Source organism: Streptomyces geranii, assembly GCF_002954775.1.
Taxonomy (GTDB): Bacteria; Actinomycetota; Actinomycetes; order Streptomycetales; family Streptomycetaceae; genus Streptomyces; species Streptomyces geranii.
The window spans coordinates 1-17880 of sequence record NZ_PJME01000050.1 but is presented as its reverse complement, the minus strand read 5'-3'; the positions used below and the strand labels follow the sequence as shown (position 1 = coordinate 17880).

The 17880-nt window shown below is 69.9% G+C and carries 14 protein-coding genes and 1 pseudogene; 8 read left to right on the top strand and 7 right to left on the bottom strand.

The annotated features are described in order from the left end of the window. Positions 1–7: 7 nt before the first annotated feature. Together CW359_RS36420 and CW359_RS36415 are read right to left on the bottom strand one after the other, a co-directional pair. Entirely contained in the window at positions 8–205 is a 198-nt protein-coding gene (locus CW359_RS36420) for a DUF397 domain-containing protein (RefSeq protein WP_105974505.1), read from the bottom strand. Next, positions 202–1056 (bottom strand): helix-turn-helix domain-containing protein, encoded by an 855-nt coding sequence (locus CW359_RS36415; RefSeq protein ID WP_105974504.1) that lies wholly within the window; start codon positions 1054–1056, stop codon positions 202–204. The genes CW359_RS36420 and CW359_RS36415 overlap by 4 nt, the downstream gene beginning before the upstream one ends. Positions 1057–1196: 140 nt before the next feature. Between CW359_RS36415 and CW359_RS36410 the strand changes: the two genes are divergently transcribed. Beyond that, positions 1197–1637 (top strand): ATP-binding protein, encoded by a 441-nt coding sequence (locus tag CW359_RS36410; RefSeq protein WP_105974503.1) that lies wholly within the window; start codon positions 1197–1199, stop codon positions 1635–1637. Positions 1638–1758: 121 nt separating this feature from the next. Then, complete coding sequence (locus CW359_RS36405) at positions 1759–2511, top strand: hypothetical protein (protein WP_105974502.1); 753 nt, start codon at positions 1759–1761, stop codon at positions 2509–2511. Between the two features lie 18 nt (positions 2512–2529). Here the strand turns inward: CW359_RS36405 and CW359_RS36400 are convergent, their stop codons facing one another. From CW359_RS36400 to rpsL, 5 genes are all read right to left on the bottom strand, one after another. Next, complete coding sequence (locus tag CW359_RS36400) at positions 2530–5625, bottom strand: glycosyl hydrolase 115 family protein (RefSeq protein ID WP_105974501.1); 3096 nt, start codon at positions 5623–5625, stop codon at positions 2530–2532. 194 nt (positions 5626–5819) lie between these two features. Then, complete coding sequence (gene tuf / locus CW359_RS36395; RefSeq protein WP_105974500.1) at positions 5820–7013, bottom strand: elongation factor Tu; 1194 nt, start codon at positions 7011–7013, stop codon at positions 5820–5822. Between the two features lie 143 nt (positions 7014–7156). Next, on the bottom strand, positions 7157–9283 hold the full coding sequence (gene fusA / locus CW359_RS36390) for an elongation factor G (RefSeq protein ID WP_105974499.1): 2127 nt from the start codon (positions 9281–9283) through the stop codon (positions 7157–7159). 39 nt (positions 9284–9322) lie between these two features. After that, entirely contained in the window at positions 9323–9793 is a 471-nt protein-coding gene (gene rpsG, locus CW359_RS36385) for a 30S ribosomal protein S7 (protein ID WP_105974498.1), read from the bottom strand. A 2-nt stretch (positions 9794–9795) separates the two neighbouring features. Then, on the bottom strand, positions 9796–10167 hold the full coding sequence (gene rpsL, locus CW359_RS36380) for a 30S ribosomal protein S12 (RefSeq protein ID WP_003948652.1): 372 nt from the start codon (positions 10165–10167) through the stop codon (positions 9796–9798). A gap of 415 nt (positions 10168–10582) precedes the next feature. Between rpsL and CW359_RS36375 the strand changes: the two genes are divergently transcribed. The 6 genes and pseudogenes from CW359_RS36375 to CW359_RS36350 all read left to right on the top strand — a co-directional run. Further along, positions 10583–11293, top strand: a complete 711-nt coding sequence (locus CW359_RS36375) for a Crp/Fnr family transcriptional regulator (protein WP_105974497.1) — start codon at positions 10583–10585, stop codon at positions 11291–11293. 255 nt (positions 11294–11548) lie between these two features. Next, positions 11549–12442 carry a hypothetical protein gene (locus tag CW359_RS36370; protein ID WP_105974496.1) on the top strand — a complete coding sequence of 298 codons (894 nt, stop codon included), beginning with the start codon at positions 11549–11551 and terminating at the stop codon, positions 12440–12442. Further along, positions 12439–14688: a hypothetical protein gene (locus CW359_RS36365; protein ID WP_105974495.1), complete on the top strand. Its 2250-nt coding sequence runs from the start codon at positions 12439–12441 to the stop codon at positions 14686–14688. Before CW359_RS36370 ends, CW359_RS36365 begins: the two co-directional genes overlap by 4 nt. A gap of 47 nt (positions 14689–14735) precedes the next feature. After that, a complete protein-coding gene (locus CW359_RS46090; RefSeq protein WP_198655521.1) occupies positions 14736–16757 on the top strand; it encodes a hypothetical protein in 2022 nt (673 codons plus the stop codon). Then, positions 16754–17284, top strand: a complete 531-nt coding sequence (locus CW359_RS36355; protein WP_105974494.1) for a Pycsar system effector family protein — start codon at positions 16754–16756, stop codon at positions 17282–17284. Before CW359_RS46090 ends, CW359_RS36355 begins: the two co-directional genes overlap by 4 nt. 53 nt (positions 17285–17337) lie before the next feature. Then, a pseudogene (locus tag CW359_RS36350) lies at positions 17338–17880 on the top strand (hypothetical protein); the annotation flags it as partial.

Sequence of the window (17880 nt, the reverse complement as noted above, 5' to 3'; positions counted from 1 at the left end):
GGTGTGATCAACTGCCGGACACGAACGAGATGAACTCGGTCCATGTGGTGGGGCCAAGGGCGAGACGGGGCCCCTCCGCCGTCGACTTGGAGTCGCGGACGTGGACAAGCGCGGGCGTGGTGGCTATCTCGACGCAGTCGTTGCCGTTACTGCTGTCGCTGTAGCTGCTCTTGAACCACAGCAACCCGGATTCCCTACGGATCATGTTTCTCCCAGCACTTGCTCGATGAAGGCCACCGACTCCTCCGGCGAGAGAGCCTGGGCCCGGATGATGCCATACCGCAGCTCAAGGACCCGGAGCTGCCTCGGACTGGTCACCGGCCGCCCTCCGAAATCGTCGTCCATCCGCCCGGCCCCCGTACCGTCCGCGAACTTGATCACCTGGATCCGCCCACCCGTTCCCGGATGGTTCGCGCAGGCGGTCGGCATCACCTGGAGCTCCACGAAAGGCAGTTGGGCAACCTCCAGCATGTGCTCAAGCTGTCGGCGCACCACCATTGTGCCTCCGACCGGACGACGGAGCGTCACCTCTTCCTGCACGAAGCCCAGTTCAGGCGCGGGCTCGCGCTCGAAGACGGACTTGCGGGCCATACGTCCTGCCAGCATGCGTTCCAGTTCGCCCTGCGAGTACTTCGGCCGCCACGTGCCCAGCAACGCCCGCGCGTACTCCGCCGTCTGCAACAGCCCATGGATGTTGTGGTTGCTGTACATCTGAAGCTCGACCGCCCGGTCCTCCAACCCCTTCAGCTCACGTACCTTCCTGGGGTACCGGGCCCTCTCCATGTCCTCCATGAACGCCCGAATGTGCCCACCCGCGTTGAGGACATCATCGGCCTGGTCGAGGAACTCCACCCTCGGGATACGCGCCCCGCGCTCGATCTTGCGGATCATGTCCTCGCCGTAGCCCATGATCCGGGCGAACTCGGCCACCCTCATCCCGGCCTGCTCGCGGCAGAACTTGATCAGCCGCCCGACCGCCTCCACCAACGGCGCGCTCTCGTCACCGGGTTCGAGGTCCCACCCGGACTCGTCCACACCCTCATGTTCATTGCTCATGCCCACCCACCTCCAACGCGCACCCGTACCCGCACGTCATCCGAGACAGCCGAGACAGAGCGAGACAAGAACCGGACAGCACGGATACGCACAGGCGTTACCGCACGTCAAGGCAAGCAGGTTCCGCCACGCTGAGTGACATGAATCAAGAAACCGCCGCCCCCCGAACCCAACGCCCCTGCCACACCCGCAACTTCACCGCCCTCCTGCCACCCACACCCCGTGGCGCCAGGCAGGCCCGCCACCTCGCGGTGGAACAACTCCGCGCCTGGGGCCTCCCCTTGGACCCGGCCGAACACCTCGTCGCCGAACTCGCCGCCAACGTGGTGACCCACGGCCGGGTCCCGGGCCGCGACTTCCGACTCGAGCTGTACGTCATCGGCGCCACCCTGCGCATCGAGGTGACGGACACCCGGGACGACCTGCTGCCGAACCCGCAGGAACCGACCGCTCACGCCGAGTCGGGGCGGGGCCTGGTGATCGTCGAGGCGTTGGCCGACCGGTGGGGAGTGAGCCTGGGACCGCGCCCCCGGAAGACGGTCTGGGCGGAGTGCGCGGCGGAGGTCAGGGATGAGGGGTGAGAGGTGAGAGGTGGAGCCCATCCACCGCGCCCCTTCCTCCCGTTGCTGCCCACCCCTAAGATATCGTCGAAGTGACGAAATCTCGTGACCGAGCCCCGCATCGCACCGAGAGGAACCCCTCATGGCTCCCACCCTCCGCCCGACCCGGACCAGCACCAGAAGCAGCGGCATACGGCACACCACGGTCCGTCTCGTCCCCCAAGACCCCCAGTGGCTCCACGACTTCTACCTGACCAACGACCTCCTGCTCGCGCCCTACCACGCGGCCCAGGTGCTGAACACCGGCGCGAACGAGCACCTCGGACCCGCCTGCCCGCCCGGACTGGAGAACCTCACCGGCCTGGACGCACCCGCCGCCCTCGACGCCTGGAGCGCCGTTCACCAGGCTCTCCCGCCCGTTCTGCGCAGTCGCCGGATCCTCCGGGACCCGACCGCGGACCCCGCCCGCGGCAGCGCCCTCCATGCCCCCGACGGCACTCCGCTCGTCCCCCTGCACCCCGTCACCCTGGACGAGGAGGACCTGGCCGCCCTCAAACGCGTCCGCCGCTCCCTGCGCGCGGCGGCGAAGGCGAACCCCTCGCTCCTCGTCACCCACCACGCCGACGGCTCGGCGGACATCGAGAGCGTGGCGAGCCCCGGCGACTACACCGGCACGGTCGACCGGACCGTGGCCGTCCTGACCCTCGCCCCCGACGCGGACGTGGAGACCCTCGCCGCCGCCCTCGCCCCCAACCGCTTCGCCGGAGGCGCCCACCGTGTCGACCTGACCACCGAGGAGTACGCCGCCTACGAGCGCTTCGCGGACCGTCTCGCGGGTGCGGCCATGACCGGCGACTTCATCGGCGACCGAGCCCTGTTCAGGAGCCGCTACTGACCCGCACGGCAATGCGGCTCAGCGGATCCGCCGGCTCTCCAGCGGCCCCAGATACGTCCGCGTCAGCCCGCCCGTGTCGATCACCAGCCGCTGCACCACCACCGTCGGATCCACCACCCAGAACTTCAGCCGGTGCACCCCCGCCGCCGCCACCTCGTGCCGCGTCGCCGTCACGTTCACGTTGTCGCTCGTGTGCCGTGCCCACTGCCTGTTCATCAGGCCGTCGTCCGCCCCCGTCACCGCGTGGATGTCCACCTGCCGCGGCTCGGCCCCGTCGAACGACACCGCGTACCGCAGCCCACCCGTCGGCAGGGTCGGGTTGCGCGGCGACAGATACGCCCACACCGTCACCTCACCAGCCGAGAACAACCCGACCTCGTACTCCAGCCGCGCCGAACCTCCACCCGGCGTCCGGCGCGGAGCCGTCACCGGCCACGGAGTCATCCCCGCGCCCGTCCGCCCGATACGGTCCAGCCGCCGCCAACTCCCCACCGCCCGCGAGTAGTTGTCGGCGTCCATGGCCACATAGCCGCCCGCCTCCACAAAGCCCCGCAGCCCCCGCCGCTCCCTCCGCGACGGCTTCTCCGCCACGCACCCGACCGTCACCGACGAACCCGCCCCGGACACCGTCAGCGAACCCTCCGCACGACCACCCCCCTCCGGCACCCGCCCCCACTCCACCCCCACCCGCAACCGCACCTGCCGCTCGACCCGCCCCCTCGGCCGCTCCACCACCAGCCACGGCACCGACGACTCCACCCGGTAGTCGAAGGGCGTACGGCCCCTGTTGAACACCTCGACGTACTGGTCGGGCCGCGTCTGGTACGGGCTGAACACCGGCAGCACGGCCGGACCGGAGGAACCCCCCGGCCACCACTCCCCCGCGTCCTCCGCGCCGTCGACCGACACCCCCAACTCCCCGTCCACCGGCAGCTCGACCCTCCGCACCGCCGGGAACAGCACGTCCGGCAAGGCCACGTTGTCCTTCTCCGGCTGCTGCCAGGGCGCGTTGGGCCCGTACCGCTCCACGTCCCCGTAGCCGATGTGCGGCTGGGTCTGAAAGCCCTCCCACTTGCCGCCGGCCACCCCGTGGTTGAAGCGATCGGCGAGCGCGAAGTCCCGTTCCAGGCCCGCCTCCGCCTCCGCCGCGCGGTCGTTCGTCGCCGCCCGGCCCTGGGCCGCGTACAGCAGGTTCTCGAACTCGGCCTCGCGCAGGGCGTACAGGTTCGCGGTCGCCGCCACCTGGTAGCCGACCAGCTCGTACCACGCGTCCTGCGACCGGGCGGGCAGGCGTCCCCGTACCCGCTCCGCCTCCTCCGCCAGCTGCCGCCACTCCTCCGTCGCCCGCTCCAACTCCCGGTGACCGAAGGCGAACGGCGTCTCCTGGTCGTCGTACACGACCGCCGACTCGTCCCTCGTCGGGTCCTTCGCGGGGTTGAGGGTGATCCGGCGGTTCAGCAACTCCGGCTTGCGGCGGGCCTGCAGCTGCCCGTACGACGCCAGCACCGCCGCCACCGCCCTCGCCTGCTCCGGCCCGAAGTTCTGGCGGGCGTACCGCCGTTCCCACTCCTCCAGCGCCGACAGGTCCCAACGGGCCGGATTCCAGGCGTAGTCGAGGAAGAACTCGGTCGGGAGTTCGTTGCCCTTCAGATCGCCGACGTTCGTCACCCACAACCCGTGGTTGCCGTACGCGTGCGCCTGGTGGAGCTGGTCCCAGAGGTTCTGGAGGTTGGCCGTGTCCACCCACTTGTAGTTGCGGCCGACGCCGACGTAGTCGAAGTGGTAGTACAACCCGTATCCACCACTCCTCACCCGCTCCGCCGGGTCCGGATGCTTGCGGATGTTGCCCCAGTTGTCGTCCGTCAGGACGACCGTGACGTCGTCCGGAACCCTCAACCCCCGGTCCCAGTACCGCTGGACCTCCTTGTAGAGGGTCCACACCTGCGGGGTTTCCCCCACCGGCTTCCCCGTCACCTCGGCGATGATCCCGCGCTGCGTCTCGATGATCTCCCGCATCAGCTCGATGCCGTCGCCGTCCGGCAGGCTCGTGTCGCCGTTGCCGCGCATGCCCAGGGTGACGACGCCCTCGAAGCCCTCGCCAACCATCCGCTGGATGCCGTCACGCCAATACGCCCGCACCGCCGCCGCGTTCCGCCGGTACGACCACTCCCCCGTGCCCCCGTAGGGGTCCCTCCCCGGCGTCACCACGTTGCCCGCGCTGTCGCGCACCGCCGGGACCGCGTGCCGGTTCCACTCCTCGATGCCGCGCATCATCGGCGCCTCGTGGGACGTGCCCATGACGATGCCGTACGCCTTCGCCCGCGCGTGGTTCTCCGGGTCGTCCTCGGCGAACGCCCTGCCCCACACCGCCGGCCAGAGGTAGTTGGCCTTCAGGCGCAGCAGGACCTCGAAGACCCGCTCGAAGAAGGCTGAGTTGAAGCCCCCTGGATGCCCCGGCGCCTTCCCCGGACCGAAGAACCTCGGGGCCCAGGTCCCCAGCGCCGGGTTCTCGTCGTTGATGAAGATCCCCCGGTACTTCACGGCCGGGGTGCCCTGCGTGAAGCGGCCCGGCAGCACGTACAGCGCGTCGCGGTGGACCGGCGGTACGTCATCCCACCAGTACCAGGGCGAGACCCCGATGCCGTACGAGACGTCGTACGCGCCGAAGATCGTGCCGCGCGGATCGCTGCCCGCGACGACGAACGCCCGGTCCACACCCGGCATCGGGCGCTCCACGACCGTCTGCAGCGAGGTCTCCCAGCGGCCCGCGATGCCCGTGACGTCCAGCTTGCCGGTGCGGATCAGACCGTCGATCAGCGGGCTGCGGCCTATCGTGCCGACGAGGATCACCTCCCGGGCGACGGTCGCGGCCGGACGTACACCTGTGACGCGTTCGATGTCGTCCCGCAGGTCGGCTGCCACTCGTACGACTCCGGGGTGGTCGTCCGCGCTGACCACGACCGGGGCCCCGACCAGCGCGAACGCGCCGCCGGTGAACGAGATGTACGCGCCCGAGTCCGTGCGGCGAGCCCCCGCCCAGGCCACCCCAGACAGCACCGGCACCGCGGCAAGACCAGCCCCGAGAACAGCTCTACGGCTGACGACCCCAGACATGACGTATCCACCCCTCCGCCGAATTTGGTCAGTGGCATGACAAATGGTGGAGGGAGTGACCGGCGGGAGGAACGGGTCGTACGCGCCGAATAGTTTCGTAACAGCAACCAGGCACAGCAAAGAGGCCCGTACGACCGAAGTCGTACGGGCCCCTCTGACAGAACTACCGAGTCAGGCTGTCAAGCCAACAAGAACTACTTGTTGATCTTGATGACCTGGCCGGCGCCCACGGTCCGGCCACCCTCGCGGATGGCGAACTTCAGGCCCTCTTCCATGGCGATGGGCTGGATGAGCTCGACGCTCATCTCGGTGTTGTCGCCCGGCATGACCATCTCGGTGCCCTCGGGGAGGGTCACGACGCCGGTCACGTCCGTGGTGCGGAAGTAGAACTGGGGGCGGTAGTTGTTGAAGAACGGCGTGTGACGGCCGCCCTCGTCCTTGGACAGGATGTACGCCTGCGCCTCGAACGAGGTGTGCGGGGTGACCGAGCCCGGCTTGATGATGACCTGGCCGCGCTCGACGTCCTCGCGCTTGATGCCACGGAGGAGCAGACCGACGTTCTCGCCCGCCTGGCCCTCGTCGAGCAGCTTGCGGAACATCTCGATGCCGGTGACCGTGGTGGTGGTCTTCTCCTGCTTGATGCCGATGATGTCAACGGTCTCGTTGACCTTCAGGACACCACGCTCGATACGGCCGGTGACGACCGTACCGCGACCGGTGATCGTGAAGACGTCCTCGACGGGCATGAGGAACGGCTTGTCGACGTCACGCTCGGGGGTCGGGATGGCCTCGTCGACGGCGTCCATGAGGTTGAGAACCGACTGGCCCCACTCGGCGTCGCCCTCAAGCGCCTTGAGCGCCGAGACCTTGACGACCGGCAGGTCGTCGCCCGGGAACTCGTACTCGGAGAGGAGCTCACGGACCTCGAGCTCGACGAGCTCCAGGATCTCCTCGTCGTCCACCATGTCGGCCTTGTTCAGGGCGACGACGATGTACGGCACGCCGACCTGGCGGGCCAGGAGCACGTGCTCCTTGGTCTGCGGCATCGGGCCGTCGGTGGCGGCCACGACCAGGATCGCGCCGTCCATCTGCGCGGCACCCGTGATCATGTTCTTGATGTAGTCCGCGTGACCCGGGCAGTCGACGTGGGCGTAGTGACGACCCTCCGTCTGGTACTCGACGTGCGCGATCGAGATCGTGATACCACGCTGGCGCTCTTCCGGCGCCTTGTCGATCTGGTCGAAGGCCGAGGCCTCGTTCAGGTTGGGGTACTTGTCGTGCAGCACCTTGGTAATGGCGGCCGTGAGGGTCGTCTTACCGTGGTCGATGTGACCGATGGTGCCGATGTTGACGTGCGGCTTAGTCCGCTCGAACTTTGCCTTCGCCACTGGGGTCCTCCTGCGGAGTGGTTCTGGTACGCCTTACTCATCGGCGCCAGGTGATCTTTGCTGGGATGCCGCCCGCCGGGCTCTGCCCTCCCGGGTGAGCCCCGGCGGTCGGTGTCAAGCCTAAAGCGTGTAAACGGTGTGTGTTACTCGCCCTTGGCCTTCGCGATGATCTCCTCGGCGACGTTCCGGGGAACCTCGGCGTAGGAGTCGAACTGCATCGAGTAGCTTGCGCGACCCGAGGTCTTGCTGCGGAGGTCGCCGACGTAGCCGAACATCTCCGAGAGGGGCACGAGGCCCTTCACGACGCGGGCACCGGCACGCTCCTCCATGGCCTGGATCTGACCACGGCGGGAGTTGATGTCGCCGATGACCTCACCCATGTAGTCCTCGGGCGTGGTGACCTCGACGGCCATCATCGGCTCCAGGAGCACGGGGCTGGCCTTGCGCGCGGCCTCCTTGAAGGCCTGCGAGCCGGCGATCTTGAACGCCAGTTCGGAGGAGTCGACCTCGTGGTAGCCGCCGTCGAGAAGGATGACGCGGACGCCGGTCATCTCGTAGCCGGCCAGGATGCCGAACTGCATGGCCTCCTGCGCACCGGCGTCCACCGACGGGATGTACTCCCGCGGGATACGGCCACCGGTGACCTTGTTGACGAACTCGTACGAAGCGTCGCCGTCCGTGATCGGCTCGATCGCGATCTGGACCTTGGCGAACTGACCGGTACCACCGGTCTGCTTCTTGTGCGTGTAGTCGTGACGCTCGACGGTCTTGCGGATCGTCTCGCGGTACGCGACCTGCGGCTTGCCGACGTTGGCCTCGACCTTGAACTCGCGCTTCATACGGTCGACCAGCACCTCAAGGTGCAGCTCGCCCATACCGCCGAGGATGGTCTGGCCCGTCTCCTCGTCCGAGTGAACGTGGAAGGAGGGGTCCTCCTCCGCGAGACGCTGGATGGCCACACCCAGCTTCTCCTGGTCACCCTTGGACTTGGGCTCGATGGCGACCTGGATGACCGGCGCCGGGAAGTCCATGGACTCCAGGATCACCGGGTTCTTGTCATCGCAGAGCGTCTCACCGGTCGTGGTCTGCTTCAGACCCATCACGGCGACGATGTCACCCGCGCCCACCGCCTCGATCTCCTCACGCTTGTTCGCGTGCATGCGGTAGATCTTGCCGATGCGCTCCTTCTTGCCCTTGACGGAGTTCAGCACCGCGGTGCCGGTCTCCAGGCGTCCGGAGTAGATGCGTACGAACGTGAGCTTGCCCAGGTGCGGGTCGCTCATGATCTTGAACGCGAGCGCGGACAGCGGCTCGTCCACGGACGGCTTGCGCTTGACGACGACCTCGGGGTCCTTGACGTCGTGGCCTTCGATGGCCTCGACGTCGAGCGGGGTCGGCAGGTAGCGAACGACCGCGTCGAGCAGGGGCTGGACGCCCTTGTTCTTGAACGCGGTGCCACAGAACACCGGGGTGACCGTGACGCCGGTGGACTTGCCGGACGCGATGGTGATGCGACGGATCGCGGCGTACAGCTGCTCCTCGGTGGGCTCCTGGCCCTCCAGGAACAGCTCCATGATCTCGTCGTCGTTCTCCGCGACGGCCTCGACGAGCTTGCCGCGGTACTCCTCGGCAGCCTCGACGTGCGTGGCCGGGATGTCGACGACGTCGTACATCTCGCCCTTGGCGGCCTCGGCGGACCACACGAGCGCCTTCATGCGGACCAGGTCCACAACGCCCTTGAAGTCCATCTCGGCACCGATCGGCAGCTGCATGATCAGCGGAACCGCGCCGAGGCGGTCCCGGATCATGTCGACGCAGCGGTGGAACTCCGCGCCGGTCCGGTCGAGCTTGTTGACGAAGCAGATGCGGGGCACGCCGTAACGGTCGGCCTGACGCCACACCGTCTCGGACTGCGGCTCGACACCCGCGACGCCGTCGAACACGGTGACGGCACCGTCGAGGACGCGCAGCGAGCGCTCTACCTCAACGGTGAAGTCGACGTGCCCGGGGGTGTCGATGATGTTGATCGTGTAGTCGTTGTCCTCAAGCGGCCAGTGACAGGTGGTGGCAGCAGAGGTGATCGTGATGCCACGCTCCTGCTCCTGCTCCATCCAGTCCATGGTGGCGGCGCCGTCATGGACTTCACCGATCTTGTAGCTGACGCCGGTGTAGAAGAGGATCCGCTCTGTGGTGGTCGTCTTACCCGCGTCGATGTGAGCCATGATCCCGATGTTGCGGACCCTGGCCAGGTCAAGTGAAGTGGTAGCCATAAGGCTTCGGTCTTCTCTCGGTCTCGATGTGGGCTGCGACTACCAGCGGTAGTGCGCGAAGGCCTTGTTGGACTCGGCCATCTTGTGGGTGTCCTCGCGCTTCTTGACGGCCGCACCGAGGCCGTTCGAAGCGTCGAGAAGCTCGTTGAGCAGACGCTCGGTCATGGTCTTCTCGCGACGGGCGCGGGAGTAACCGACCAGCCAGCGCAGCGCGAGCGTGTTGGCGCGACCGGGCTTGACCTCGATCGGAACCTGGTACGTCGCACCACCGACACGGCGGGACTTGACCTCGAGGGTCGGCTTGATGTTCTCCAGCGCGCGCTTCAGCGTGATGACCGGGTCGTTGCTGGTCTTCTCGCGCAGGCCCTCCATGGCGCCGTACACGATGCGCTCGGCGGTGGAACGCTTGCCGTTGAGCAGGATCTTGTTGATCAGCGACGTGACAAGAGGAGAGCTGTAGACCGGGTCGATGATGACCGGGCGCTTCGGGGCGGGGCCCTTACGAGGCATTCTTACTTCTCCTTCTTGGCGCCGTAGCGGCTGCGGGCCTGCTTGCGGTTCTTGACACCCTGGGTGTCAAGCGAGCCGCGGATGATCTTGTAGCGAACACCGGGCAGGTCCTTCACACGGCCACCACGCACGAGCACGATCGAGTGCTCCTGCAGGTTGTGTCCCTCACCCGGAATGTAAGCGGTGACCTCGATCCCGCTGGTCAAACGCACACGCGCGACCTTGCGCAGGGCCGAGTTCGGCTTCTTCGGGGTGGTCGTGAACACACGCGTGCAGACGCCACGGCGCTGGGGCGAGCCCTCGAGCGCGGGCGTCTTGTTCTTCTCGACCTTGTCCTGCCGGCCCTTCCGGACCAGCTGCTGGATCGTAGGCACTACTTCTCCGGTTTCTGTGTGCCGATGGTGAAGCTAACCTGGAACGTCGCCGACCCACGCGGTCGGGTGTGTCGAATACTGCAGACTCCCACCGCGAGGCGGGAAGGGCGCAGATTGCGGTGGTCGCTTACGGCTCCCCGCGCGGTTCGAAGGCACGCACGAGGGCCAGGGCACACCCCAGGCACAAGGTCTGAGCGTACCTACCTCAACGACTTCGGTCAAAACAAATGGAGGGCGGTACGACACGCCGGGCTCACGAGCCCGCGCGAGCCGCCGTTTATCTGCTTCTAGCAGCTTTGCATGCCTTACGCGCGGCTTGCTGGCCAAGGTGGCTGATTCGCGCCCTTTACAGCCCCGAGGGCCCGCCCGTTCAGTACCTTGATCCGTCCGCTGCGACGATCGGGGGCTGAGCGTGATGAGGACGGCGGCGTACTCACCGGACGACGGGGGCCTGGACGACCGGGTGCCCTTCCTGGCCCGCCTGGAGCAGGAGGACCGTACGGCCCTCCTGTCGCTGGGCCGCGAGCTGAACTTCGCCACCAGGGTGATCCTGATACACCAGAGCGAGCCCTCCTCCCACGTCCTCTTCCTGGTCCAGGGCTGGACGAAGGTGACGGCCTCGGCGGCCAACGGCTACGAGGCCCTGCTGGCCCTGCGCGGCCCCGGCGACATAGTCGGCGAGTCGGCCGCCCTCACCGGCCGCCCGCGCTCGGCCACGGTGACCGCGCTGGAGGCGGTCAGGGCGGTGGCCGTGGAGCACGAACGCTTCAAAGACTTCCTGGCCCGTTCACCGGCTGTTTCCTTCGCCCTCCTGGGCCTGACGGCCGACCGCACGAGGGCCGCGGACCGCCGCCGCCTGGAGTTCGCGTCCATGAACGTACGGGAACGCTTCGCGATCCTCCTCCTGGACCTGGCCCGCACCCACGGCCGCCGCACCCCCGAGGGCATCGAACTCTCGGTCCCCCTGAGCAAGCAGGAGCTGGCGGGCTCGGTGGGCGCGTCCAGGGAGATGGTCCAGCGGCTGCTGCGGGAACTGCGGGAGAAGGAGGCGGTCGAGACGGGGAGGCGGGCGCTGCTCATCCGGCGACCGGACATCTTGCGGAGGATCGCGGCGGCCGAGGGTTGAGCTGGGGAGTGGCGGCTCGTGTCTGCGGCGGGCGGCACCATCCAGCCCGTCCGGCGTTTGAGGACGAGGCCGTTCAGGCCGACAGCGGGGGTCTGGGGGCGCAGCCCCCAGTACGGCGCCCGCACCAACTCCCCGCACTCACCAACCCCCTTGTGTGTACCCGTACACACTCCGACTGCGTCATACGCCCTCACAGCACACCTCCCTCACCCGCCACGCTGCTGCAAGCAACCCCCACGTTCCCGAAGGGCGACCATGACCGACCCCGTCAGCCGCACGATCCTGTTGCTGGACATAGAGAGGTTCAGCGACCGGGACGACGTGGAGCAGGCGTATCTGCGGCGCATGTTGTACGACATCACCGACCGCGCCCTGGAGAACGCCGGCATCGACGAGACCCGGCGGCTGCGTGCCGACCGGGGGGACTCGGTGATGGAGCTGATCGACGCGGGCGCCCCGGTCACCGCCCTTCTGCGGGCCCTCCTCGTGGAGGTCCCCGCCCAGCTGCGCGCCGTCAACCGCATGGCGTCCAGCTCGGCCCAGATCCGGCTGCGCGGGGTCGTCGCGACCGGATACGTGGGCATCGACGAGCGGGACGGCTGGGTCGGCACCGACCTGAACAACGCCTGTCGGCTGCTGGACGCCCAGCTGCTGCGGGCCGCCCTGCGCGAACGCCCCCACGACTTCGCGCTGCTCGTCTCGGACGCCCTGTACAGCGGCGTCGTACGGCACGACCACCCGGGCATCCCGGCCGACGAGTTCCACCCGGTCGGGGTGGACAGCAAGAACGGCCCGATGAGGGCATGGCTGCACGGACCGCTGCCCGGCGGTTACGACGCCGCCGACCAGGACCACCGTGGCACGGGGGCGGGGGAGGCGCCGGGCGGATCGGGGGACCGCCCGGCGCCGCAGCCCCCGCGGGCTCAGGCCCAGGAGACGCCACCGCCGCCGGTGCCGAGGGTCCCCGCCCAGGGGACCTCCCCGGCGCCGGAGAACCGCCCCGCCCCGGGCCCCGTGTTCAACTTCAACGGCGCCGTGAGCATCGGCGGCAGCGTGGTCGCCGGTGACCAGCACGGCGTCAGCGGCGGCCAGGTCACGGGGGACGTGAACATGGGCGGCCTCCGGGGGAACGGCGGTGACGGCTCATGAGCACCCCGGACTCGCCGGAGCCCCCGCGCTCCGGACCCGCCGACGATCCGGCCGCCGCCTCCGACGACGGCAAGGACGGCAGAGAGGGCGGCGCCAAGGGGTCCGAGGGGGCGGCTGACGGCTCGGAGGGGTCCGAGGACCGCGAGCAGGCGCAGACCCCCTGGTCGGCCCGGCGCGACCTGATCGACCACAGCCCGCGGAGCATGAACGTCGGCGACCGGTCCCGTTTCGGCGGCGGTCTGGTCGGCGGTGACCAGCACGGCGTGAGCGGCGGCCGGGTCACCGGTGACGTGATCATGGGCAGCAAGACGGAGATCCACCAGTGGGCGATACCCGGGTTCTCCGCCCCGTCCGCCGCCTCCGCCTCCGGCGAGGTCCCGCGGACCACGCTGGTCCGGCTCGCCGACTCCTTCGTCGCCGCCGACGCGACCGCCGAGGCCCTGCTCACCCGGCTGCGCCGCGACCGGGTCCTCGTCCTGTCCGGCGCCCGCTCCACCGGCAGACACACGGCCGCCCTGACGCTGCTGCACCGGCTCGGGGCGGCCTCCGTGCACGCCCTCGACCGCGACACGGGCCCGGCCACGCTGGCGGACCGGGTCGGTACGGCGGACGAAACCGCCGAGCGGCCCCGCGGTTACGTGCTCGCCGACCTGGCCACCCGCCGCGACCGCCCCCTCCGCGAGCACCACCTGCTCGCCGCCCGCGACCGGCTCGCCACACAGGACGGGTACCTGGTCGTCACCGTCGGCCACACCGCCGTACTGGAGGACGTCCCGGCCGTCGAATGGCACGCGCCGCCCGCCGCCGACGTACTGGCCGCCCATCTGCGCACCCGCGTCGCCGAGGAGGAGACGCGGGCGAAACTGCTCGAACTCCCGGACGTGGCCGAGTTCCTGAGCCGCAGTCACCAGTTGCGGGAGGTGGCGGCCTTCGCACAGCAGCTGGCCCGGTACGCGGTGGGCGAGGTGACGGCGGAGGACATAGCCCAGTTCTCGCTCATATCCCTGGAGAACCAGGTCCGGGAGTGGTTCGAGGAGGACGAGGCGTCGGTCCATCTGCGCGACAAGGCGTTCCTGGTCGCGCTGGCCGCGTTCGACGACGGCCCGTACGCCCTGACCGCCGAACTCAGCGACCTGCTCTACCGGTTGCTCCAGAAGACGCAGAACCCGGTGGGCGTCCCCGAGGTCCCCGTCTTCGGCACGCACATCGGCAAACGGCTCCAACTCGCCCGCGCCGAGCGGTACGAGGACGACGAGCACACCGAGTGGGGCCCGGTGATCCAGCAGAAGGCGCGCTTCGTCGACGACCGCGCCCCGCTCGTCCTCCTCCGCGAGGTCTGGACGGGCCACCCCTCCGCGCGCCCCGCGCTGATCAGCTGGCTGCGCCAACTGGCCGACGACGGCCGCCCGTTGGTCCGCACCCGGGCCGCGTCCACCGTCGCTGTCCTGGCCCGCACGGACCTGCCGTCGGCGATGGCCCTGGTCATCGAACCCTGGGCGACCTCGAACCGCTTCCGGCACCGTCTGGTGGCCGTCAACTCCCTCACCCTCGCCCACCTCATCGACACCCCGAACATCCCGCGCATCCTCGACGAGTGGTCCAGGAGCGAGGACCGGCGGCTGCGCTGGGTGGCCGTACGGGCGTACGCGCTGATCGGCGCCGAACGCCCCGAGCAGGCACTGGCGGCGCTGCGTACGGCGGCCCGCAGCCTGTACGAGAACGTGCGCGGCGACCGGGACGCCTTCGACCGCGAGATGGCGGACGAACTGCGCGAGGCGGTCGCCCTGTTGCTGCTCTCGGAGGCCGGCGAGGCGGTCCTCGCGGAGCTGCGGCTGCACCTGGCCGACGACCGCCCGGTGCACGACCTGACCCTCGGCGGCTTCGTCAGCGCCTGCCGCCACACCCAGGACGACGAGCGGTACGGCCATCCGCTGGTCCTCGGCTGGTACGCCCGCGCGGTCACCGACGGCTCGGCCGCCGCGCAGGGGGTGCCGTTCCTGTGGCGGGCGGCGCTGGGCGACCCGGCCGAGACGCGGGGCGCGCTGAATGTCCTGCGCGAGTGGGTCCTGATCGCCGACCGCTCGACGACGACGGAGTGGGCCCTGGCACACCTGCTCCCGACCCTGGTCACGACCCCGCAGGAGTACCACCGCCTGGACCACCTCCTGCGGACGATGCCGGGCGAGGACGGCGCGGCCCCGCCGACGGTGGCGTCCCGCCTCCTGACGACCCTGCCCGTCCGCTGACACACCGTCAGCAGCCCCCGCTCGCGCTCACCGAGGAGCAACGCACGATGCCCGCCTTCCACCGCCCGCCCGAGTGGCAGCAGTCCGCGGACCGGCACACCCAGCTGATCGACCCGGTCCTCACCGTGCGCCAACTGTCGCGCTTCGAACTCTCGTTGAAGTCGACGGTCCGCATCGACCACGCACTCGTCTTCTCGACCGCCAAGGGCGCCTACGAGGCCTACCTCCCGCCGCGCCGCCCGACGCGCAGCGAGATCGCGTCCCGCCACTACACGGCGGTGTACGAGATCGACATGGGCGTGCACCCCTTCTCCGGCACGCTGACCCTCCCCAGCGACAACGACGCGTTCGAGTTCTCGGCCGAGGTCGACATGTCCTGGCAGGTGATCGACCCGGCACGTTTCGTGGGAAGCGGCCACCGGGACGTACCGGGCCTGCTGATCGGCGAACTCCAGCGAGCAGCCCGCCCGGTGAGCCGCCGCTTCCCGATAGCGGAAAGCGCGGCGGCGGAGGGAGAACTGCTCCAGGCGATCAACGTATTGGGCCCCCTGGGCGCCCCGGCCGGCCTCCAGACGACCTGGACCCTGCGCCTGCGCCGCGACCAGGAGAACATCGACCACCAGCGCCGCCTCCAGGCGATCGACCACTCGGCGACCGAGCAGGTACGGGTGGCCCAGCGCGGCCAGGAGATCGACGTGGAGGTGGACCGCCGCAACCGCCAACAGGACGCGCTGCAGCTGGAGCGCTCGATGTCGTACGGCGCACAGCAACAGCACCTGGCCCTGCAACAACAGCGCTGGGACTACGAACAGGCGGCCCTGCAGAGCAGCCAGCAACACCACCTGGCGATCCAACAGGGCCACCAGGAACTGGAGTTGCAGCGGATCGAGGCGGAGAAGATCGCCTTCTACCAGTACCACCTGCAACAGGGCGGAGTGCAGGCCTGGGCCCTGCACCTGTCCCAGCACCCCGAGGACTCCCGCCTGGTCATGACGAGCATGCGGGACGACCAACTCCGCATGATCCAGGCCCAGATGGACCTGGTGAAGGACCTCCTCCACGGCGAGAACGCGGAAAAGTTCGAACTGGAGGGCCCCAAGCAGCTAGCGCTCCGCACGGTGAGCGACATCCTGACGCAACGGCTACCGGGGGTCCCACAGACACCTCCGGTGCTGGCGGGGGGCGAGCCGGGGGTGGGGGGTTCTTACGACGGCGACTCTGCGTATGGCGGGGGCTCGTATGGCGGGGGCTCGTATGGGGCGGGGTATGGGCCTGGGGTGGCTGGGGGACCGGGGGTGGCTGGAGCGGTTGGGGGTGCTGGTGGGCCCGGGGTTGCTGGGCAGCCGGGGGTGACTGGGGTGTCCGGGGTGGCTGGGCAGCCGGGGTTCGTTGCCAGCCAGCCGGGGGCTGGGCAGGGGCAGGTGGGCACCACCCCCGGGCAACCAGGCTTCCTCCCCGGCCACTCAGACTCCGACCCTGGGCAACCTGGCGCACTCTCCAGCCAGCCGGGCGCAGCGCCGGGGCAGGTGGGCCAAGCGCCTGGGCAGCCCGGGTTCGCCTCGGGCCGGCCGGGTTCCGTTCCCGGGCAACCGGACCTCGGCTCCAGTGGGCCTGGTCCCGGCGCGGGCCATCCCGGTGTTGGGTACCGGGACCGGGGTCGGGCCCCGAGCGATGCGACCCCGGGTCAGGCGAGCCAGACGCCAGGGGCCCCGGCCTGGGGTGTCCAGCCGCCGGCGAGCCCGTATCCGGGGGTACCGCAGGCGCCCGTGTCCCCAGCATCCGCGCCGGGTGCCGCCGGGCCCTACGGGGCCGTCCCCTCGTACGGCGGCGATGTCCCCGGAGCGCCCGCGCCGATGGCACCCCCGCCCGCCCGTCCTCCGGGTGCCCCGGGCCCGTACCAGCAGCCGTACTCCGCTCCGCACGCCCCGGGCAGCCCCGCCTGGCAGCCGCCCCCGGGCTACGGCAGCACCCCCACCCTCCCCGAGCAGCAGAACGCGCCCGCGGACGAGCCGGCCGACGGGACCGGTGACGGAACCGGGGAGGAGCGGGCGGCGGGCAGCGGGACATGACCACGGTCGATCCGCGCACGACGCCGGTTCCGCCCGCCGACCCCACCCAGCTCTGCGAGCGCCTCCTCACCGACCTCCGTACCGAGATCGCCCGTGCCGACAGCAAGGCGTCCGTGCTGGTCGCCGCGCTCGGGATGACCGCCGGGGTGTTCAGCGGGCTGCTCGCCGGGCGGAACTGGAACCCGGCCGCGCTCAGCACCTTCGGCACCGTCGTCTGGAGCGCCGGGGCGGGCTCCCTGGTGCTGTCCCTGTTCGCGCTGCTCCTCGCCGTCCTGCCCCGCTACCGCTCCGAGCCCTGGGCTCCGGGCCAGCCCCTCTCCTACTTCGGCGACATCCAACAGGCCGTACGGCTGGGCCGGTTGGAGGCAGCGCTCGCCGACACCCAGCGCGACCCCACGGCCGCACTCACCTCGGCGCTCACCGAGACGAGCCGTATCGCCGCGCGCAAGCACCAGTGGATACGTACCGGCCTGATCTCCTTCTGCACCGGCACGATCCTCCTCCCCGCCGCACTGCTCATCGGCTGAACCCAACGGACACCGGACCGCTCAGTCACCGTCCCCGCACGTGAAGGAAGACCATGACCCAGCCACCCTCGTCACCACCGGAACACCCCGAGCCCGCCGAGCAGCCCCTGGGTCCACCGACGTACCCCGAGACCACCGCCCACACCCAGTCTCCGGGCATCCCACCGACTTACCCGCAGACCTCGGCCGGCCCCCTGGCCCAGCCGGCCTACCCGGAGACCACCGCCAACCCCTTGGGCCAGCCGACCTACCCACAGGCCGCCGCTCACCCACTGACTCCGCCGACCTACCCCGAGACCACCAGCCGCCCCCCGGCGCAGCCGACCTACCCCGAGACCACCACCCGCCCCCCGGCGCAGCCGACCTACCCGGAGACCGCCGCTCAATCCCTGGCTCCGCCCGCCTACCCCTCCCCCGCCACCCATCACTCTCCGGCCCCGCCGACCTACCCCACGCAGGCCGCGCCCCATCCCTCAGCCCCGCCCATATACCCCGAGTACCCGCAGGCGGCGCAGTCGGCGCAGGCCCCGCACCAGCCACCCCACTACCCGTCCCCGAACCCGTACCCGAACCAGGCCCCGGCCGCCCCGGCCCCG